This is a genomic window from Nocardia canadensis, from assembly GCF_032656385.1.
Lineage (GTDB): Bacteria > Actinomycetota > Actinomycetes > Mycobacteriales > Mycobacteriaceae > Nocardia > Nocardia canadensis.
The window spans coordinates 1316319-1333834 of the sequence record NZ_JAVCWB010000008.1; the positions used below are offsets into that span (position 1 = coordinate 1316319).

14 protein-coding genes are annotated in these 17516 nt (G+C 66.1%); 2 read left to right on the plus strand and 12 right to left on the minus strand.

Features of this window, described 5'->3' with window-relative positions; translation table 11 throughout:
* Positions 1 to 234: 234 nt before the first annotated feature.
* Entirely contained in the window at positions 235 to 837 is a 603-nt protein-coding gene (locus Q7X29_RS19975; RefSeq protein ID WP_316575008.1) for a TetR/AcrR family transcriptional regulator, read from the minus strand.
* Positions 838 to 901: 64 nt separating this feature from the next.
* Here Q7X29_RS19975 and Q7X29_RS19980 point away from each other — a divergent pair, with 64 nt between their 5' ends.
* Entirely contained in the window at positions 902 to 2272 is a 1371-nt protein-coding gene (locus Q7X29_RS19980; protein ID WP_316575009.1) for a flavin monoamine oxidase family protein, read from the plus strand.
* A 104-nt stretch (positions 2273 to 2376) separates the two neighbouring features.
* Positions 2377 to 3723 (plus strand): flavin monoamine oxidase family protein, encoded by a 1347-nt coding sequence (locus Q7X29_RS19985; RefSeq protein ID WP_316575010.1) that lies wholly within the window; start codon positions 2377 to 2379, stop codon positions 3721 to 3723.
* A gap of 558 nt (positions 3724 to 4281) precedes the next feature.
* On the opposite strand, the gene Q7X29_RS19990 is transcribed toward Q7X29_RS19985, so the two are convergent.
* The 11 genes from Q7X29_RS19990 to Q7X29_RS20040 all read right to left on the minus strand — a co-directional run bounded on the left by Q7X29_RS19990 (position 4282) and on the right by Q7X29_RS20040 (position 17482).
* The gene (locus Q7X29_RS19990) at positions 4282 to 5466 is read right to left on the minus strand and encodes a thiolase family protein (protein WP_316575011.1); all 1185 of its coding nucleotides are present in this window, start codon (positions 5464 to 5466) and stop codon (positions 4282 to 4284) included.
* A gap of 212 nt (positions 5467 to 5678) precedes the next feature.
* The gene (locus tag Q7X29_RS19995) at positions 5679 to 7229 is read right to left on the minus strand and encodes an oxygenase MpaB family protein (protein ID WP_316575012.1); all 1551 of its coding nucleotides are present in this window, start codon (positions 7227 to 7229) and stop codon (positions 5679 to 5681) included.
* Positions 7230 to 7327: 98 nt separating this feature from the next.
* A complete protein-coding gene (locus Q7X29_RS20000; protein WP_316575013.1) occupies positions 7328 to 8209 on the minus strand; it encodes a hypothetical protein in 882 nt (293 codons plus the stop codon).
* 221 nt (positions 8210 to 8430) lie between these two features.
* Positions 8431 to 9303 (minus strand): alpha/beta fold hydrolase, encoded by an 873-nt coding sequence (locus tag Q7X29_RS20005; RefSeq protein ID WP_316575014.1) that lies wholly within the window; start codon positions 9301 to 9303, stop codon positions 8431 to 8433.
* On the minus strand, positions 9300 to 10478 hold the full coding sequence (locus Q7X29_RS20010) for an acyl-CoA dehydrogenase family protein (protein ID WP_316575015.1): 1179 nt from the start codon (positions 10476 to 10478) through the stop codon (positions 9300 to 9302). The genes Q7X29_RS20005 and Q7X29_RS20010 overlap by 4 nt, the downstream gene beginning before the upstream one ends.
* Positions 10475 to 11632: a thiolase family protein gene (locus Q7X29_RS20015; RefSeq protein ID WP_316575016.1), complete on the minus strand. Its 1158-nt coding sequence runs from the start codon at positions 11630 to 11632 to the stop codon at positions 10475 to 10477. The genes Q7X29_RS20010 and Q7X29_RS20015 overlap by 4 nt, the downstream gene beginning before the upstream one ends.
* The gene (locus tag Q7X29_RS20020) at positions 11629 to 12039 is read right to left on the minus strand and encodes a Zn-ribbon domain-containing OB-fold protein (protein ID WP_316575017.1); all 411 of its coding nucleotides are present in this window, start codon (positions 12037 to 12039) and stop codon (positions 11629 to 11631) included. The genes Q7X29_RS20015 and Q7X29_RS20020 overlap by 4 nt, the downstream gene beginning before the upstream one ends.
* Positions 12036 to 13586: a class I adenylate-forming enzyme family protein gene (locus tag Q7X29_RS20025; protein WP_316575018.1), complete on the minus strand. Its 1551-nt coding sequence runs from the start codon at positions 13584 to 13586 to the stop codon at positions 12036 to 12038. Before Q7X29_RS20025 ends, Q7X29_RS20020 begins: the two co-directional genes overlap by 4 nt.
* Positions 13587 to 13610: 24 nt before the next feature.
* Positions 13611 to 14504 carry an SDR family NAD(P)-dependent oxidoreductase gene (locus tag Q7X29_RS20030; RefSeq protein WP_316575019.1) on the minus strand — a complete coding sequence of 298 codons (894 nt, stop codon included), beginning with the start codon at positions 14502 to 14504 and terminating at the stop codon, positions 13611 to 13613.
* Between the two features lies 1 nt (position 14505).
* Complete coding sequence (locus Q7X29_RS20035; RefSeq protein WP_316575020.1) at positions 14506 to 15288, minus strand: crotonase/enoyl-CoA hydratase family protein; 783 nt, start codon at positions 15286 to 15288, stop codon at positions 14506 to 14508.
* A 739-nt stretch (positions 15289 to 16027) separates the two neighbouring features.
* Positions 16028 to 17482 carry an aldehyde dehydrogenase gene (locus tag Q7X29_RS20040; RefSeq protein WP_394358707.1) on the minus strand — a complete coding sequence of 485 codons (1455 nt, stop codon included), beginning with the start codon at positions 17480 to 17482 and terminating at the stop codon, positions 16028 to 16030.
* Positions 17483 to 17516 lie beyond the last annotated feature (34 nt).

Here is a 17516-nt window from a genome sequence, read left to right on the forward strand (position 1 = left end):
CACCCAGAGCCGCTGCGGCACAGGCTTGCCGCCGACGTCAATGATGCGTGCCAGTTCATGGCCCGGGTCTCGACCACAGTGTCATCGGGATCCCTTCAGACTCATTCCCGCTCGCGCGCGACGAAGTGGACGTCATCGTGCTGGCGACAGGATTCGAGGCGCTCAACCTGTTGAGTCCGATGGAGATCCGCACCCGTAGCGGCGCGACCCGCGGGTGACCCGGGTTGCCGGGTTTCAGTGAGGTGCGGTGCCGGTGATCAGCCCGCCGAGCATGGCCCGGGCCAGTTCCGCCGCTCGAGCCCGACTCAGCGCGAGATCGTCGGATTCAGCAATGGTGAGCGACATTTCGGTGAGGGCGCCATAGAAAGCACGGGCGAGCAGTTCGGGCGGGTACGGCTGTATTTGCCCGGCATCGAGCAGGTGTTGGGCGGCCTCTACGACGAGTCCGCTGAGATGGTGCTGGTCGATCTCACGCCAGCGTCGCCAGCCCAGCGCGATGGGGCCCTGTAGCAGCACGATGTGGCGATAGGCGGGTTCGGTGCAGATGTCGAGGAAAGCTTCCATTGCACGGTCGATGCCTTCCAGGGGATCGGCCGACGAGTCGATCGCGGCTCGGATACGTTGTGCCGCTTGTTGTTCGAGTTCGTCGAGGACCGCCTCGAACAGGCCCTTCTTGCCCTCGAAGTGGTGATAGAGCGCGCCGCGGGTCAGGCCGGCGGCGCGCACCAGCTCCTCTGCCGACAGATCGGCGTATTCCCGTTCGGCGAACAGGCGAGCCCCGGTCTCGAGCAGCGCCTGGCGGGTGTTTTCGACGTGCTTGTCACGCAAAGACTGCATACGCTATGTTTAGCACATACATCATGTATGTCAGATTCACAGTGCATTGAGCGGAGCTGCCTGGATGGACAAGTCGGTGGATGTGGTGATAGTCGGCGCCGGTATCGCGGGTCTCGTCGCTGCTCGGGATCTGATGCGCGGCGGATGCGAGGTATTGGTCCTCGAGGCGCGCGAGCGAGTGGGCGGCCGTGTGCTCAACGCGGAACTGCCCGGCGGCTCGCCGATCGAGGTCGGTGGCCAGTGGGTCGGCCCGACGCAGCATCAGGCAATGGCGCTGATCGATCAGTTGGGTCTGCGGACTTATCCCACGTACACCGCCGGGCGGCACATCGCCGAGCTGGGACGCTCTCGCTCGGAATACACCGGTCGCATTCCGCGGGTCAATCCGCTGACGTTGCTCGATATCGCCCAGACGCAGTTTCGCCTGGACCGGTTGGCGCGCAAAGTCGCCCAGACCGAGCCATGGGAGTACAAGCTGGCGGAGTCGCTGGACGCGCAGACCTTCGACACGTGGCTGCGCGATCACGCCCGCACCGCCGACGGGCGAGCCTTCTTCCGATTGATCACCGAAGCCGTGTTCTCCGCCGGGCCAGAGGACATGTCGGCGCTGTGGGCGAACTTCTATATCGGCGCCGCCGGCGGGCTCGACGCGCTGATCAACGTCGTCGACGGTGCCCAGCAGGACCGGGTCGTGGGCGGCACCCAGACCATCGCACTGGCGATGGCTCGCGAGCTCGGGGAACGGATCGTCCTCAACAGTCCGGTCACTGAAATCGATTGGGACGACATCGGAGTGCGGGTCCGTGCCGACGGGGGGACGGTGCGTGCGCGCCGCGCCGTGATCGCGGTACCACCGCCACTGGCCGCCCGGATCCGGTTCACCCCGGGCCTGCCCGGGGACCGCGACCAACTCGTGCAGCGCATGCCGATGGGCCGGGTGATCAAGGTCAACGTCGTCTACGACGAACCGTTCTGGCGGGCCGAAGGCTGGTCCGGACAGGCCAACAGCGACCGGCGAGCCCTGAGCACGGTCTTCGACAACACCCCCTTCGGCGGTGGCCCGGGTGTGCTCGTCGGTTTTCTCGAGGGCCGCCACGCCGACGCCACTACCCGGCTGAGTTCGGCGCAGCGACGCGCGGTAGTGCTCGAGGACCTGGCCGGATATTTCGGCCAGCGCGCCCGCAAACCGATCGACTACATCGAAAAAGATTGGGCCGAAGAGGAATACAGCCGTGGTTGTTATGGCGCGTTCACCACTCCCGGGACACTGACCCGGTTCGGGCCCACGCTGCGCCGACCGATCGGCCCGCTGCACTGGGCCGGCACCGAAACCGCCACCGTCTGGCCCGGCTACATCGACGGCGCCGCCGAGTCCGGCCACCGCGTCGCCGAGGAGATCAGCGGCGACCGAACGACCACTCCCGTCAGCAAATAGTTCGCTTCCGTTGATTCCGTGCCCACGCAGACCGTTCAGCACGGTACGACAACAGCGCGACCGGCTCGATCTCGGACAGGGCGGTTCCGCCCGGAAAGGCAGACATGAGCAGCAAAGACTCTCCGCAGAACGAGGCCACCTCGGGCTCGGCGCCGACCACCACGACCGTGGCCGTGGTCGGGGCCGGGTTGGCAGGACTGACAGCGGCCCGTGCTCTGCACCGGGCAGGTGTCGATGTGCTCGTGCTCGAGGCCGCCGACCGATCGGGCGGGCGCGCGATGAGCGAAACCACCGCGCTGGGATCACGCGTGGACCTGGGCGGGCAGTGGATCGGACACGACCATCCCCGCGTTGCCGCCTTGGCAGACGAACTGGGTGCCACCCGGTTCCGCATGCACACCACGCAGCGGCCGACCATCCTCGACGGGGCGCGCCGGGTGTCGCTGGGCGAGCCGTCGATGATGGTGACCGCAACTGTGCTGCTCGGCCTGGAGGCGTTGTCCCATCTCCATCCGCCCACGCGGTGGGACACCACGACTGTCGCGGACTGGCTGGCCAGGGTGCCCGGGCGCACCCCCCGGCGCATGCTGGAACTGGCTGCCATGACGTCGTGGTGCGCCGACCTCGACCGCTTGTCGGTGCAGGCGATGCTGACGTTGATCCGCCTGCAGGGTGGACTTCGGAACATGATGTCGACCACGGGTGGTGCGCAGGAGAGCCTACTGGTCGAAGGCATCGGCACCCTCGTCGACGGTCTCGCCGCCGAACTCGGTGACCGTGTCCGACTCGGGCACCGGGTCACCTCGATTGTCGAGGACACCGACGGCATCACCCTCACCACGACCGCCGACGCGATCAACGCCACCGAAGTCGTGGTGACAGTGCCCCCGCCGTTGCTGGATCGCATCGACTTCCAGCCGTCCCTGCCTCCTGCTCGCAGCGCCATCGCCGCCCGCACCTACATGGGATCGGTCTACAAAGCGATCGCCGTGTTCCCGACGCCGTTCTGGCGAGATCGGACCGAGAATACGGAAATCATGGTCCTGGATGCGCCCGGGATCGCCGTGTTCGACACCAGTCCGCCCGATGGTCCCGGCCACCTGTGTATGTTGGTCGGCGGCCCGCCCGCCCGCACACTCGACAACCTCGACCCCTCCTCCCGGCGCGAGACCATCCTCGGCCCCCTGGTCTCCAGGCTGGGCACCGAGATCCTCGAACCGGTGAGCTGGCACGAGAAGGCCTGGCATCTCGACGACAACGTCGGCGGCGGCTACACCGCACTTCCCGAACCTGGCACCACCACCGATTCGAACACGCCGATGACGTTCACGCCGATCGGCCACATCCATTGGGCCGGAACCGAAACCGCCACAGACCATCCCGGCTACCTCGACGGTGCCATCGAATCCGGCAACCGCGTAGCCCACGAGATCCTCGAGGCACTTGCGTAGCGATACCGGTTCACCCTCGATAGCGAAACTGAGCACGGAAAGCGGGCTGCTGCGGCCCCGCTCGCCCTGAGCGGAGTCCTGTGTGGACCGCAGCCGGCCATGCAAGGGCTACAGCCGCCGTCCGCGGTGACGAATGGTCGTCAGTATCGGATGTAGTCCGAGAGGACTGCGCGCAACCGATTCTCGGTAAGCGCACTACCATGCCGTAGCCCGGGCGGGCCGCAGCGGCAGATGGGGCCACGGCATTTCGGCAGACGCCCCGGCCCTGGGCAAACACGGGCGCTCCGACCTGCCCTTGCGGACCTCGGTAGCGCACCGGTTGGGCCGGTCTAGATCCGGAATGTCCAGCGGCAGAACATCTTCGAAGCGGTCCGCAATCTCCTACAGTTCGCAGCCGTCGCCACGAAGCGTGGTGAACGCTGTGCACAACCAATGTCCCTTTTCGGCGGGCACTTTCGGAGCCCCGAATTTCCTACCCGCGACGGCAGCAGGAACGATGCCGGCACAGACGGTGTGGCCGAATGCGGTGGGCCCGTCAGCGCTACTGGTAGCGGGGATTCAGCCGTCTACACGGACCACGAGAGCGCCCGCGGTGTCACCGGCCGCGCAGCCGGTGAACAGGCCGATCCCACCACCTCGCTGCACCAGCTCCGCGACGAGTTCACAGATCGATCGCATTCCGGTCGGGCCTTGCGGGTGTCCCCAGATGAGGCTGCAGCCGTAGGCGTTCATCGTGGCCGGGTCGACACCGGTCTCCCGGGCAAAGACGACGTCGTTCACGGCGAACGGGCTATGTGTCGTGATCGCGTCGACCTGGCCTACTGTCAACCCCGCCGACTCCAGCGCACGCAGTGCGGCGGGCACCGGCGCCTCGGGCATGTGGGTGGCGTCGACCCGGGCGAATCCAGTGGCCAGGATCTGCACGACCGGGCCGACGCCGAGGTCGCGCGCGTGCACTGTGGTCGAAAGGACGGCACCGGCCACGCCGTCGGCCGGGTGGGTCTGCGAGGCACCTGTGTGCACGCCATCGGACACCGTCGGCGACAACCGGGTGATGGCGGCGCGGTCGATCGAGCGGATACCCGCGTCTTCGGCGACGTCGATCCTGCGCCTGCCCACCGTGATCTCGACCGGCACCATGTAGGAACGCTGGAAACGCCGATCATCGGCGAGTGCCTGCGCGTACTGCTCGTAGCGCAAGGCGGCTACGTCATCGAGTTCCGCACGCTCGATACCGCGTTCGCGCGCCACTGTCTCTGCCGCGGTCAGCATCGAGGTGCCCGCCCACGGGTCACGGGCGAAGTTCGACTGGACGAAGTCCTCGACCTTCGGTGCCCCACCGGCTGCCGCTGGGCTGGGATAGACGATGGTCGGTCCGTTACTGGTGCGGTCGGTGGTCACGACGAGTTCGGTGCCGCCGCGCAGGGCCACCGATGATGCGGCTGCGTGCAGCGCCGCCACCGAGGTGGCGCAGGCCTGGCTGACGGTGGGTCCGGTGATCTTCGGGATCCCCAGACGTCCGGCGATCGTCGGCGGGCCGAAGAAGGAACCCGGCTGCGGAATGGTGATACCGAGCACCACCTCGTCGATGCTGTCGGGACCGATGCCACGGTCATGCAGCGCGCGCCTGGTCACCGCGGCGGCGAGGTCGATGCTCGACACATCCGCGAGCTCACCCTGCCAACGAACGAACGGCGATGACCACAGCAGATTCGCCGGGATCGCCACGTTGTCGAATTTCAATATTCCTGGCCTTTCGAGGTGATCGAATTCAGTTCCTGCGCAACGGCTTCCACTGCGTCGACGAAGCCGGACCGCCGGTGCAGCGGCATCTTTCGCCCGGCAGTTCGGTCCGGATCCGCACGCGCCGCAGCTCCGTGCTCACAGCCGAGCTGACCGCTCCGTGGCAGATCGGGGGGCGGCGCGGCACTTCACTGACGCCGGCCGACCCGCGTTCAGCTGTGCTGATAGGTAGATGCGTCCGTGGTGAATTCGGCGTGGCCAAGCCGGTCCAGGTATCGCTCGAGTTTCCGCACCAGACGCCTGTCGGCAGCAGCACTTGTCGCGGGAATCCATAACAGAGCCTGGTAGACAGCCAGTTGACAACCGGCGAACGCGAACACCGCCGCCGCTCGGGCCCAATCCCCCCACGTCATCTCGATCCCCATGCCGGCCGCTCGTTCACGATCGCCCGCCAGCACCGCTCGCACGAAGAACGCCTTCGCACTGCTCCGTTCGAAACGGTCCCGCACCCGATTCCGCAGCGATCTGTCGGGCTCGGTGTAGGCCTCCATCGTCGCGCGAACGAGCGCACCACAGGTCGCGTCGTCAAAGCCTTTTCGTAGCGTCGCGTGACGTGTTGTCATGATCTCGACGATCGCTTGCGGACTGTCAGGAAGAAGGTCCTCGGGCAGGCCGAGCAGGTAGCAGCGGTAGCGCGCGAACTCGACCCGGGCTTGCTCATCGGCAGTGAAGCGGTCACGTCCTTGCTCACACGCCTTGAGCGCGAGCAGAAATGTCGGGATGAGCCCTGCGGGCATCTGATCCGATTGCGGGATCGGGATGCCGTATACCGAGGAGTCCCAGCCGTCTCGACGCAAAATGTTGAACCGCACCATCGAGTGCATCAACCGGACCTTGGCCGCGGCCTTGAACCCCATCCCGTAGCGGTTCAGAGCACCGGGCAATGCCGTGCACGCGAAGAACGACGCCGTATCCTTCATCCGACGTCCCGCCGTTCGGGTACCGAGCGAACCGGTGATCGCCATCGGCAGCGCGGCGTACGCGTTCATGAACGTGGCGACGAAGCCACCGCGGATGACGAAGGGCATCACGCTGGCGGCCAGATTTCTCACGAGTCGAGCGCCCCTTTCGACCGACTGCATGTCGACCCACTCAGGTATCCGCTCCATGTCCTCGATGAACGCCCGCAGCTCGGGCGGTGCACCCTCGACGCTGTCGACACCGCCGTCGCACGCTTGATCCAGCATCTCGACCAGGCGACGGAAACCATGCTCCGGAATAAGAGCGGCGTACGCGTCGGCGACGTTGTCGCCGAGCATTGTGTAAGCCTCGATCAGGGCGACACGTTCTGTATCAGCGAGAAGCCGAGGACGTTCGAGGTCGAGCTTTGGCCGGATCGACCTCTCCGCACCATCGATATCGGTGGTGAACCGCTCCGGACGCAGAGTGAAGTCGATATCCCCGTACATCTGCGGCAGACGGGTCTTCTGTAGCTCGACGCGTGTACGAACTGCGGCGATCGGTGTCGTCATCGTTGGGCCTTTCCAGATAAGCAGCTTTGGGGTTTCCCGACCTGTGCCGGGGCGGTCTTCCGGATCACCTTCGGCGGTTCGCTGCGGACGTACCGGACCATGCCGAACGCCTTCGCCAATGGCCTGCCGGCGAATGTCGCAATCACCAGGCGCATTCGAAGATGGCGATCTACCGCCGATCGAGCGAAAGTGCGCGGGTAGTGCCATGAGCTGGGTGGCCGAGAACGTCATCATCCTATAATAATTGCTAGTCGCTCAACAAGTAATGCCGTTTGAGTAACGCAGCCGGACGATCGCGCTGGCACCACCGCGGCCGGATCGTCCGAGGCTCAGCATTCGGACGGGTGCTCGCGGATGCGCGCCTGGCTGAGGCACGACATTCGCATGGAGCTAGCGCCCTCGGGATTGAACTGGGAGAACGGAATCGGTGACCAGTACTGGTTGTCCAACCACAGGTTTGTGATCAGTGGCGGGACCGCCACACTGCTCGCCGCACCTGGCACGGAGGCGACCACCTCGCCGTCCACCAGTGCATCGACCCGGTCCGGGTGCAAGTCGATCTGATAGGTGTGCTCGCTGCCGAGCAGCGAATCATCCAGCTGCACAGCGATCGGCAGGCCACTCCCCGGCCGCCGCACCAGCACGAAGAACCCGTCGGGGGTGTCGGTTCCCAGTGACTGGATTACCCCACGCAACCGAGCCATCACCTCGCTGTAGCCCGGGCCGGTCTGGTACATGAACCATGCGACGCTGAATGCGGCAGGATCGAAGGCGCGATTCCAATAGCCCCAGCCGGCCGAGCCACGCAGGTTGGTGAAGTCCGTTGTCACCGTCACGCGCACACTGTCGCCGATGTCGGCTGCGTTCGTCGACAGGATCTCGTTGTTGTCGTGGAGGAAAGCGCCCTCGCTGAGCATGGAGGCTACATCCGAGCGGGGTAGGCCGAATCGCGCTCCCTGCGGTCCGTACTCGAGACCGGGGACCGTGCCGACATCGGCGCTACACCACAGATCCGGCCGCGGCGTGGCGAAGGAATCGGTGAAGTCTCGGCGCTGAGGGCCGCCCTCGGCTGCCGGAAAGCCCAATACCAGGTTCGCCGGACAACTGCTGACTCCGGAGCGAATTCCGATGCCAGGCAATACCGGTTCGGCGGTGGCTACGACCGCTGACGTCACGACCACCACGGCGGTGACCGCCAGGCTGGTCACCAACCGCGTAGCGTGTGAGCGGAAAGAGTGGAACACTGTCTGAAGTCCTTCGTCCAGGAATCGCGCCGAGACGGTGGGCGCTGGGCGACCATCTATCGGCGGCACGACCGGCGTGCAAACGAGATGTATGACAGAGATGCGGTGCCTGGCCAGACGCTCGCACCGTCTCGGCGGGGCGGATGGTCGACCAGGAGAACAGCGGCCCAAAGACCTCCGATGATCTACTAGAGCCGGTCCAGAAACGATACGAGCTGCGCGGCGAAGACGTCGTTTTCATCGCCCGCGACCATATGCCCAGCGCCGCAGACATCGGCGATCTCGGCGTGCGGTATGAGGTTTTGCAAGACCTCGACGCCTTCGTCGGTGGCGATATCGGATGCTGTGCCACGAATCAGCAAGGTGGGCACGCTCACGCGCTGGGCGGCCTGCTCGAGCATGCCTTGCAGGTCCGCGGCGCTGACATGGTCCCTCGCTCGGAAGAACCGTGGGTCCCAATGCCAGTACCAGCGTCCGTCGGCGCCGCGGCGCAGGTTCTTCCGTAACCCATCGACGTTGCCGAGTGTCCTGCGATTCGGGTTGTAGGCCGATACCGCGCGAGCGACCGCGTCGAGATCGTCGAATCCGTCCGGCGCCGCGTTCACGAATCGCCGGATTCGCTCGATGCCGTCGACTTCGACCTTCGGGGTGATGTCGACAAGCACGAGTGCCGAAGCCAGGCCGGGATCTGCCGCCAGGGCCATCATGCTGGTAGCTCCGCCCAATGACGCCCCGACGAGAACGGGCCTGTTCGCGCCGGTGCGCTCACGGAGTTGGTGTACCACCCGCGCGATATCGCCGGCCAGATCTTCGAAGGCATACGAGGCGGAGGGCGACCAATCGCTGGCACCGTGACCACGCGCATCGAAGGTTGCGGCGGTGTAGCCGCAACGGTGCAGGTTCTGTGCCGGGCGGCGCCACGAATGACGAGTCTGTCCGCCGCCGTGCGCCAAGAGCACCACCTGGCGATATCCGGGCGCCACCCACAGGTCACCGGCCAGCCGCCCCGCGCCGCCGATGAAGCTCGTCTCGGTGGTGTCTGTGTCCTGGCCGGCGCTCACCGCGATCCCCCGATTCCGTTGTGAGCCTCGGCAGCGATGTGACGACCGATGATGTCTTTCATGATCTCGTTCGTGCCCCCGTAGATGGGTTGGATGCGGGCATCCGCGAACGACCGTGCGATGGGGTATTCGCGCATGTACCCGTATCCGCCGTGCAACTGCAGGCACCGATCGACAACCCGCTGGTGGAGATCGGTGATCCAGTACTTGGCCTTGGCCGCATCGACCGCGGTCAGTTCGCCCGCGTTGAGCAGGATCACGGCGCGATCGAGAAGCGAGGTTGCGGCGTCGAGGTCGGTCTCGAGTTCGGCGAGGGTGAATCGGGTGGCCTGGAAATCGCCGATGGGCTGTCCGAATGCTGATCGTTCGAAGCAGTAGCGCCGTGTCCAGCCGAGGGCGGCGGCCGAGGCCGCCACCGAGGTGGCGGCGATCGACATCCGTTCGCGCGGTAGCCGTTCCATTACATGGGCCAGCCCTCTGCCTGCTGTGCCGAGCACATCGGCATCGGTGAGTACGAGGTTGTCGAATATCAACTCGGCGGTGTCGTTGCCGCGCAACCCGAGTTTGTCGAGTTTGCGGCCGCGGTGGAATCCGGCGCGGTCGGCAGGGACGACGAAGAGGCCGTAGCCACCCGTGTCGGAGGCGGGTTCGATCCTTGCCAGCACCACCACGACATCGGCCAGGATGCCGTTGGTGATGAAGATCTTCGAGCCATTCAATATCCACCCGTCGCCGTCTCGGCGAGCGACGGTACGGATTCCGCGCAGATCGCTGCCCGCGCCGGGCTCGGTCAACGCCAGCGAACCGATCGCAGTGCCGGCGCACAGGCGCGGCAGCCATGAGGTTCGCTGCTCGTGGCTGCCCAGATCGACCAGGTATGGCACCACGAGGTCGTCCTGGACGCTGATACCGGCGTTGAGCGAGTTCGCGCCGACCCGGCACAGCTCCTCCATCACTACCATCCGGTAGCGGAAGTCTGGTACCCCACCGCCGCCGTGCTCCTCGGGTACCGCGATACCGATCAGGCCGAGATCGCCGGCGGCTGTCCATGCGCACCGATCGACCAGGCCTTGTTCGTCCCAGCGTTCCCAGTGCGGTGCCACCTCCTTGTCTACGTAGGCGGCGACAGTGGCCCGGAAATGCTCGTGCTCCGTGTCGTACACCCGACGCTTCACGCCGAACCCTCCGCGGCCTGCAAGACGTGCACAGCGCACACAGCGCCCAGACCGACCATGTGCGCCAACCCGGTTCGAGCACCGAGATGCTGGCGGGCACCGGCCTCACCGCGGATCTGGGTGGTGATTTCACCGATCTGACCCACACCGGTCGGGCCGACAGGGTGACCGGACCCGAGCAGGCCGCCCGAGGTATTCACCGCTACCCGGCCACCGCGATCGAAGTCGCCCCTGGCCAAGGCTGCCGCCGCCTCGCCTTCCTCGACCAGCCCCATTGCCTCGACGTAGTGCAGTTCCTCGATGGTGAAGGCATCGTGAAGTTCGACCACGTCGAGATCGTGCGGGTCGATCCCGGCCTGTTCGTAGGCGGCCGCCGCCGTAGCACGGGTCAGTTCCGCATCGAAGCTTCGTGCGCCGTAGAGCTCCTCGCTGCGCAGCACCGACGACAGGACCCGCACACAGCGGGATCGGTTGAGCCCGAGCAGGTCGATCGCGTCGTCGGAGACGACGACCACCGCAGCCGCGCCCTCACCGATCGGGCAGCACTGCAAGCGGGTCAGAGGTCCCGCCAGCATCGGCCCGGCGAGCACTTCGTCGATCGAGCGGGCCTTCGGGCGTTGGGCGTTGGGGTTCAGTGCCGCATTGGCGTAGTTCTTCACCGCCACCGCGGCCAGTTGCTCGGGGGTCGCCGCGTAGCGATCGAGGTACTCCGAGGCCAATAGGGCGAAATGTGCCATGGGTGGGACATAGGTGGCCGCCAGGGAAGGCAGGCCCGCCGGCTGACCGGCGGCGCCGGTGGTCGGCAACTTGTCGATGCCCAGCACCAGTGAGATGTCGCTGGTACCAGCGGCCACGTCGTGACAGGCGAGCCGGAAGGCTGTCGACCCCGACGCGGACGCGTTCTCGACTTGCATCATCGGTATGCCGGTCACACCGAGGTGTTTGTACAGCGGCCGCGACGCCGCCATACCGAGCAAAGCGGTCGCGGTGTAGGCGCTGTCGACGGCACGCCACTCGATCTCGGCATCACCCAGAGCCTGACGCACGGCGGTCAGCCCCAACTGGACGTACGGGGTATCGCTGGGTTTCTGGAAGCGGTGCCAGCCCACGCCGGCGACGTAGACCGGCCGCTGCTGGGCGAGAGTGATCTTCACGCGTCCTCCTCGGGAATCAGCGCGGTGAAGCGCAGTTCGGCGACCTGTTCGTCGCCCCGGGCCACGGGCACGGTGATCGCGCGCACGCGGGTGCCGATGCGCGCCTGCGGTGCGTCGACCAGTACCGAACGCACCAACGGTCCCTCATCGAGCACGACCGAGGCCAGCTCGTAGGGAGTCGCGACGTTCGGATCGAGGTGGTAATGAATCCGGGTGATCGCGGAAATGGTTCCGGTACCGGCCAATTCGATTCGTGCGAGCCGATCACCGTGGTCTCCGTTGTTCTCGGATCCGAAGTCCTGGAACGGAAATGACACGAAACCAGTCGAGTCGCGCAGACCGAACAGGGTAGGCACACCGTCGACGCCGACGTCGTAGAGGGCGGGCTCCGCCGAGATCGCGTTCATGCCTTGACATCCCGAGCGCGCAGATAGGGCTCACGCAGAACCCGTTTGAGGGTCTTGCCCATGGAGTTGGTCGGAATCTCGTCGATGAACTCGATCACCCGCGGCCACTTGTATTTGGCCAGCTTGCCGTCGCAGAACGCCAGAATCTCCTCGGCGGTGATATCGGCGCCGGCAACGGTCTGAACGAACGCTATCGGCTGTTCACCGTGATCGTCATCGGGCACCCCGACCACGGCGACATTGGCGACGAGCGGGTGCGTCACGATCACCGCCTCGCTCTCGGCAGGATAAATATTCACCCCACCTGCGATGATCATGTCGATGATGCGGTCGGACAGATACAGCACGCCTTCGTCGTCGAGGTAGCCGACGTCACCGGTGAAGTAGTAGCCCTCGGCGTCGATCTTGTCCGCGCCGAGCGGACCGCGGCCGGTGTAGCCGCTGATGACCGCGGGGGTTTTGGCGGTGATCTCCCCGGCGGTGCCCGCGGGCACGGGGCGCCGGGACTCGTCGACGATACGTACCTGGACCTGCCGGAAGGGCACCCCGGTCGCGGCGGGCTTGCGCCGCAGCAGCTCCGGTGTCGCGCCGGCGATCATGCCTGCTTCGGTTGCGCCGTAGATTTCGTAGACGACGTCACCGAAGACCTCCATGGCCTGCTGCTTGAGCTGGGCGCTGAACGGCGCCGCCCCGCCGAGCAGGAAACGCAGCGTGGAGATGTCGTAGCGCGTTCGCACCTCGGTGGGTAGCTTCAGGATTCGGTGCAGCATGGTCGGCACCGAAACCCAATGGGTGATGCCGTGGCGAGCGATCAGCGCGAGCACCTCCTCGGCGTCGAAGCGGCGCTGGAACACCACCGTTCCACCCGTGGCGAGCGCGAATTCGGTGTAGGACGGTCCCGCCCCGTGGTGCATCGGCAGGTTGATCAGTGTCCTGTTGCCCGGACCGCCTGCGGCGAAGTCGAACTGCACCGAGGTGCGGTAGTCGCGCAGCACCGCCTCGTCGACATCGGTCTGGAAGCTGGCCAGCGGCGCCCCCTTGGGCGCTCCGGTGGTGCCCGAGGAGTAGATGATCAACGGGGCCAGCGACTTCGCCACCCTGTCCTGTTCCTGCCCCTCCTCGATCAGGTCCGCCATCAGTTCGACGCCCTCAGCCGCGACATCGACCGACACGACGGCCTTCAGGTCCAGCGATTCCCAGGCTTCGACGACAGCCGACGGTTCACGATCATCGATCACCGCGGCCTTCACCTCGCAGTCGGTTGCGATATACAGCGTCTCCGGCGGCGAGAGCCGGTAGTTCACGGCGACGATGACGGCCCCGAGCTTGGACAGGGCCAGCGAGACGATCAGCCACTCCAGGCGGGTATGCATGCGCACCGCGACGCGATCGCCCGCGATGATGCCCCGGTGGGCCAGCGAGCTGGCCAGCCGGTCGGCACGTGAGTTCCACTCACGCCAGGTCAGCGTCCGTTCACCTTCGGTCGCGCACACGGCGTCGAGGTCCTCAGGCGCAAAGGCCGGCGACGGAGTAAGGGGTGAAGTCATGGGAAACTCCTGGGTAGGGCGTGGTCAGGACAGTCCGCCGCGGGCACCGCCGCTGACGGGAATGACCTGACCGGTCACGAAATCGGACAGGGGCGAGGCGAGCCAGAAGATCGCGTCGGCGGCCTCCTGAATGGTTCCGGTGCGCCCCAGAGCGGAGCCGAACATCGGACGTGGCGCGAACATGTCACGCTCTTCGGTCGGATCGAAACCCATGGCGGCCAGCGTCTTGTCGGGCACGCCGAGCACGATCTCGCGGCCACCGACCTCGATGGTCTGCTGCGCCGACTGCGGTGCGCCGAACCGTGTCTGGATCACACCGAATGCGACGGCGTTGACGTTCACGTTCGACGGACCCCACTCGGTGGCCAGCGTCTTGGTCAGACCGATCAGACCCGACTTCGCGGCGGCATAGTTGCCCGCACCGGGCGTCCCGAAGCTCGCAGCCAGCGAGGTGACGTTGACGATCTTGCGGTAGCGCGGGTTTCCTTCTTCGGCTTCGGCCCGTCCGGCGTCGCGGAAGTACGGTGCTGCCGCACGGCAGAGCCGGAACGGTGCCACAAGATGGATATCGATCATCGCCTGGAACTGCTCGTCGGTCATGCGGTGCAGCGGCGCATCCCAGAAGTATCCGGCGCTGTTGACGATGATGTCGATCCCCTCCCCCACCCCTGCGGCGAACTCGACGAGCGCGTCCGGGACCGAGGCATCGGTCAGGTCCCCGGCGAAGGCGACCGAGCCGTTGCCGATCTCGCCGGCTACTTCCTGCGCCAGACCGCCGTCGAGGTCGGAGACCACGACGCGAGCCCCGCTGGCGGCCAGCGCTTCTGCGGTCGCTCGACCGATACCGTTGCCTGCACCGGTGACGATCGCGGTCTTTCCATCGAGCAGTTTGCTGCTCAGAGTGGGGGTGGTCAGCATGTCAGCAGCCTTTCCATTGCGGCGTGCGCTTCTCGATGAACGCGCGAATTCCCTCTTGGGTGTCCTCGGATCGGATCGCCGGACCGGCGAACTCCATCTGCTTGTGCCAGGCGTCCTCATCGGCCCAGTCGTAGCTGTGCCGGACGATGGCCTTGCTCGCCGCGACGGCCAGGGGGCCCGCAGCCACGATCTCGTCGGCCAACTCCAGCGCCGCTTCCACGGCATGTCCTGCCGGGACGAGCCGGTTGACCAGCCCCATGCGGTGGAATTCGCCAGCGAGCAGCGGTTTGCCGGTCAGTGCCAGTTCCATCGCCACGTTGAACGGGATCTTGCGGGGCAACCGGAACAACCCGCCGCCGATCGCGACAAGAGCGCGGGCGGCCTCGGGGATGCCCATCCGAGTGGTTTCGGTGGCCACGACCAGGTCACAGGCCAAGCACAGCTCGAAGCCACCGGCCAGCGCGTCGCCCTCGACAGCAGCGATGAGTGGCTTGGTCGGCGGCAACGCCATCACACCGAAGCCGCCGCGGCGCTCGCTTACACCCATGTCCCCCACAGCGGCGGCCTTGAGGTCCTGGCCCGCGGAGAACGTCGGCCCGGCACCGGTGATGATCGCGACCCGCAGCTCATTGTCGGCTTCGAAGTCGTCGATCACCGATTCCATCGCCCGCGCGGTGGCACCGTCGAAGGCATTGCGCCGCTCGGCGCGATTGATGGTGATCAGTAGCACTCGACCGTTCGATGTGCGCTCGGTGAGTATCACGCTCTGTGCGGGATCGGTCATGAACTGTTCCTTTGTGCTGGTCGTCAAGCAGGACATCCGTGGTGGGAGTCACAGGGTGATCCTCACTGTAGATACTAGTTGGATGACAAGCAAGTTTCTTCCATGATTCATGTGCTGTCGAACCATCGCGAGGAGCCTGCCGCCGACCTCGCCGAGAACAGCAGCGGGCACGGCGAGCAGCGACAAGCGCCGCACCCGACGCGAACGCTCGACCGACCCTCGGCAACGACTGATCGATGCTGCGATCACCTTGCTCGCAGCAAGGGGATTACTACGGCGCGAGCCTGGCAGCGATCGACAAGGAAGCCGGTGCCGGCGATCGACAACAGCCTCGATCGCCGGTCAGCCGTCGCCGCAGCAAGCACTCTGATCGACCGGTCGCTCCACCGCACAAGACACGCTCGCCTGCCGACGGCAGATAGTGACACCTGGGGACAGGTAAAGTCCCATCCTCTCGATCACCGGCAGAGTCCAACTCGACGCTTCCCTGCGCCCGCCCGGCAGTCCGGCCCTGACAACCGCGCCCGCCGCACCACCAGGTCGACAGTCCTAGGCAACCGTGTTGCACGACGTGTCAGGTGAACTGCGTGGGCACGGCGCGCGGGTGGAGAAACTCATGGCGCCCGATGTCGAGAACCTGAATCTCAGGTACCAGGCGCCGCACTTTCTCTCGGCGGTGAGGCGCATCCCCGTAGCTGCGGCCACCGCCCTGTCTCCACTGCGCGCGCAGCGGATGGAATCACACGGAGGTCGGCACGAAGATGGACTGGACCTCGCGGTATTCCTCGATCCCTTCCGGACCGAGTTCCCGGCCGACCCCCGAGTGTCCGAAGCCACCGAAAGGAATCGTCGGATCGAGCGTCAGGGTGGCGTTGACGTACACCGACCCAACCCGCAGTCGGCGTCCGATCTCCTCGCCGCGCGCAGGGTCGGCGGTCCAGACCGAACTGGACAAGCCGTACTCGGTATCGCGGGCGATCGCGATCGCCTCTTCGACTGTGTCATAGGCGATGACGCAGACGACCGGGCCGAACACCTCCTGCCGCGCCACTCGCATACTGTTGGTGACCCGAGCCAGCACAGTCGGCTGGATGAAGTATCCGTTCCCTGCCTCGTCGGGAATACCGCCACCTGCGGCGACGACGGCGCCTTCGGACTCGGCGTCGCGAATACAGGCGAGGACCCGATCGCGATGCGCCTCCGAAATCAGGGGTCCCACCAGGGTGGTCGGTGTGGTCGGGTCACCCAACGGCAGCATGTTCGCTGCGGCCGCGAGCGCCGCCACGATCTCCTCGTACCGCTCGCGAGGGGCCAGTATCCTGCGCTGGGCGATGCAGGCCTGACCATTGTTGAGCGCGAGACCGTACACGGCCAGTCCCCCTGCGATCATCCCGATCGGAGCATCGTCGAGAACGATCGCGGCAGCGTTGCCGCCGAGCTCCAAGGCGTATCGCCGGAAGTCTGCGGCGCAGGACAGGGCGATAGCGCTTCCGACAGCGGTACTTCCGGTAAAGGCGACCATGTCGACATCGCGGTGCGACACCAGGTGCTGGCTGCCCACGAGGTCGGCTACCAGCACATTGACGACCCCAGGCGGGAGCCCGGCCGCCTGCACCGCCTCGGCCAGGAGATATCCGGTCAGTGGAGTTTCGGGCGAGGGTTTGTAGACCACCGTGCATCCGGCCGCCAAGGCCGGTGCGATCTTCGACAGCGCACCCAGCAACGGGATGTTCCACGGCACCAGCGCGGCCACCACCCCCACCGGACAGCGTCGTATCCGCACATCGGCCTGCGCCTGCGCGCTGGGCCGGACTTCCTCGAGATCCTCCTTTCCGACCAGACCGGCGTAGTACCGGAGGACATCGATGGCGCCGTCCACGTGAACCGGACCGCACACCGCCGAGGCGAACCCGGCCTCGGCGGTGATGGTCCGTGCGATCTCGGTCGAGCGAGACGCGAGTTCGTCGGCCAAACGTGTCAGGCGGACGGCGCGTTCGGCGCCGGTCATGGTGGGCCAAGGCCCTGTGTCGAAGGCTCGGCGGGCGGCGTGGACCGCGCGATCGACATCGGCGACACCGCAATCGGGCACCTCACCGATGACCGTTCCGGTGGCCGGGTTGGTCACCGGCAACCGTGCCTCGGTCAATGAGTCGATGAACTCGCCATCGATGTAGACGGTGTTCTCGGTTCTCAATTCACGTTCCTTTGCTTGACTGTCGACGTGACGG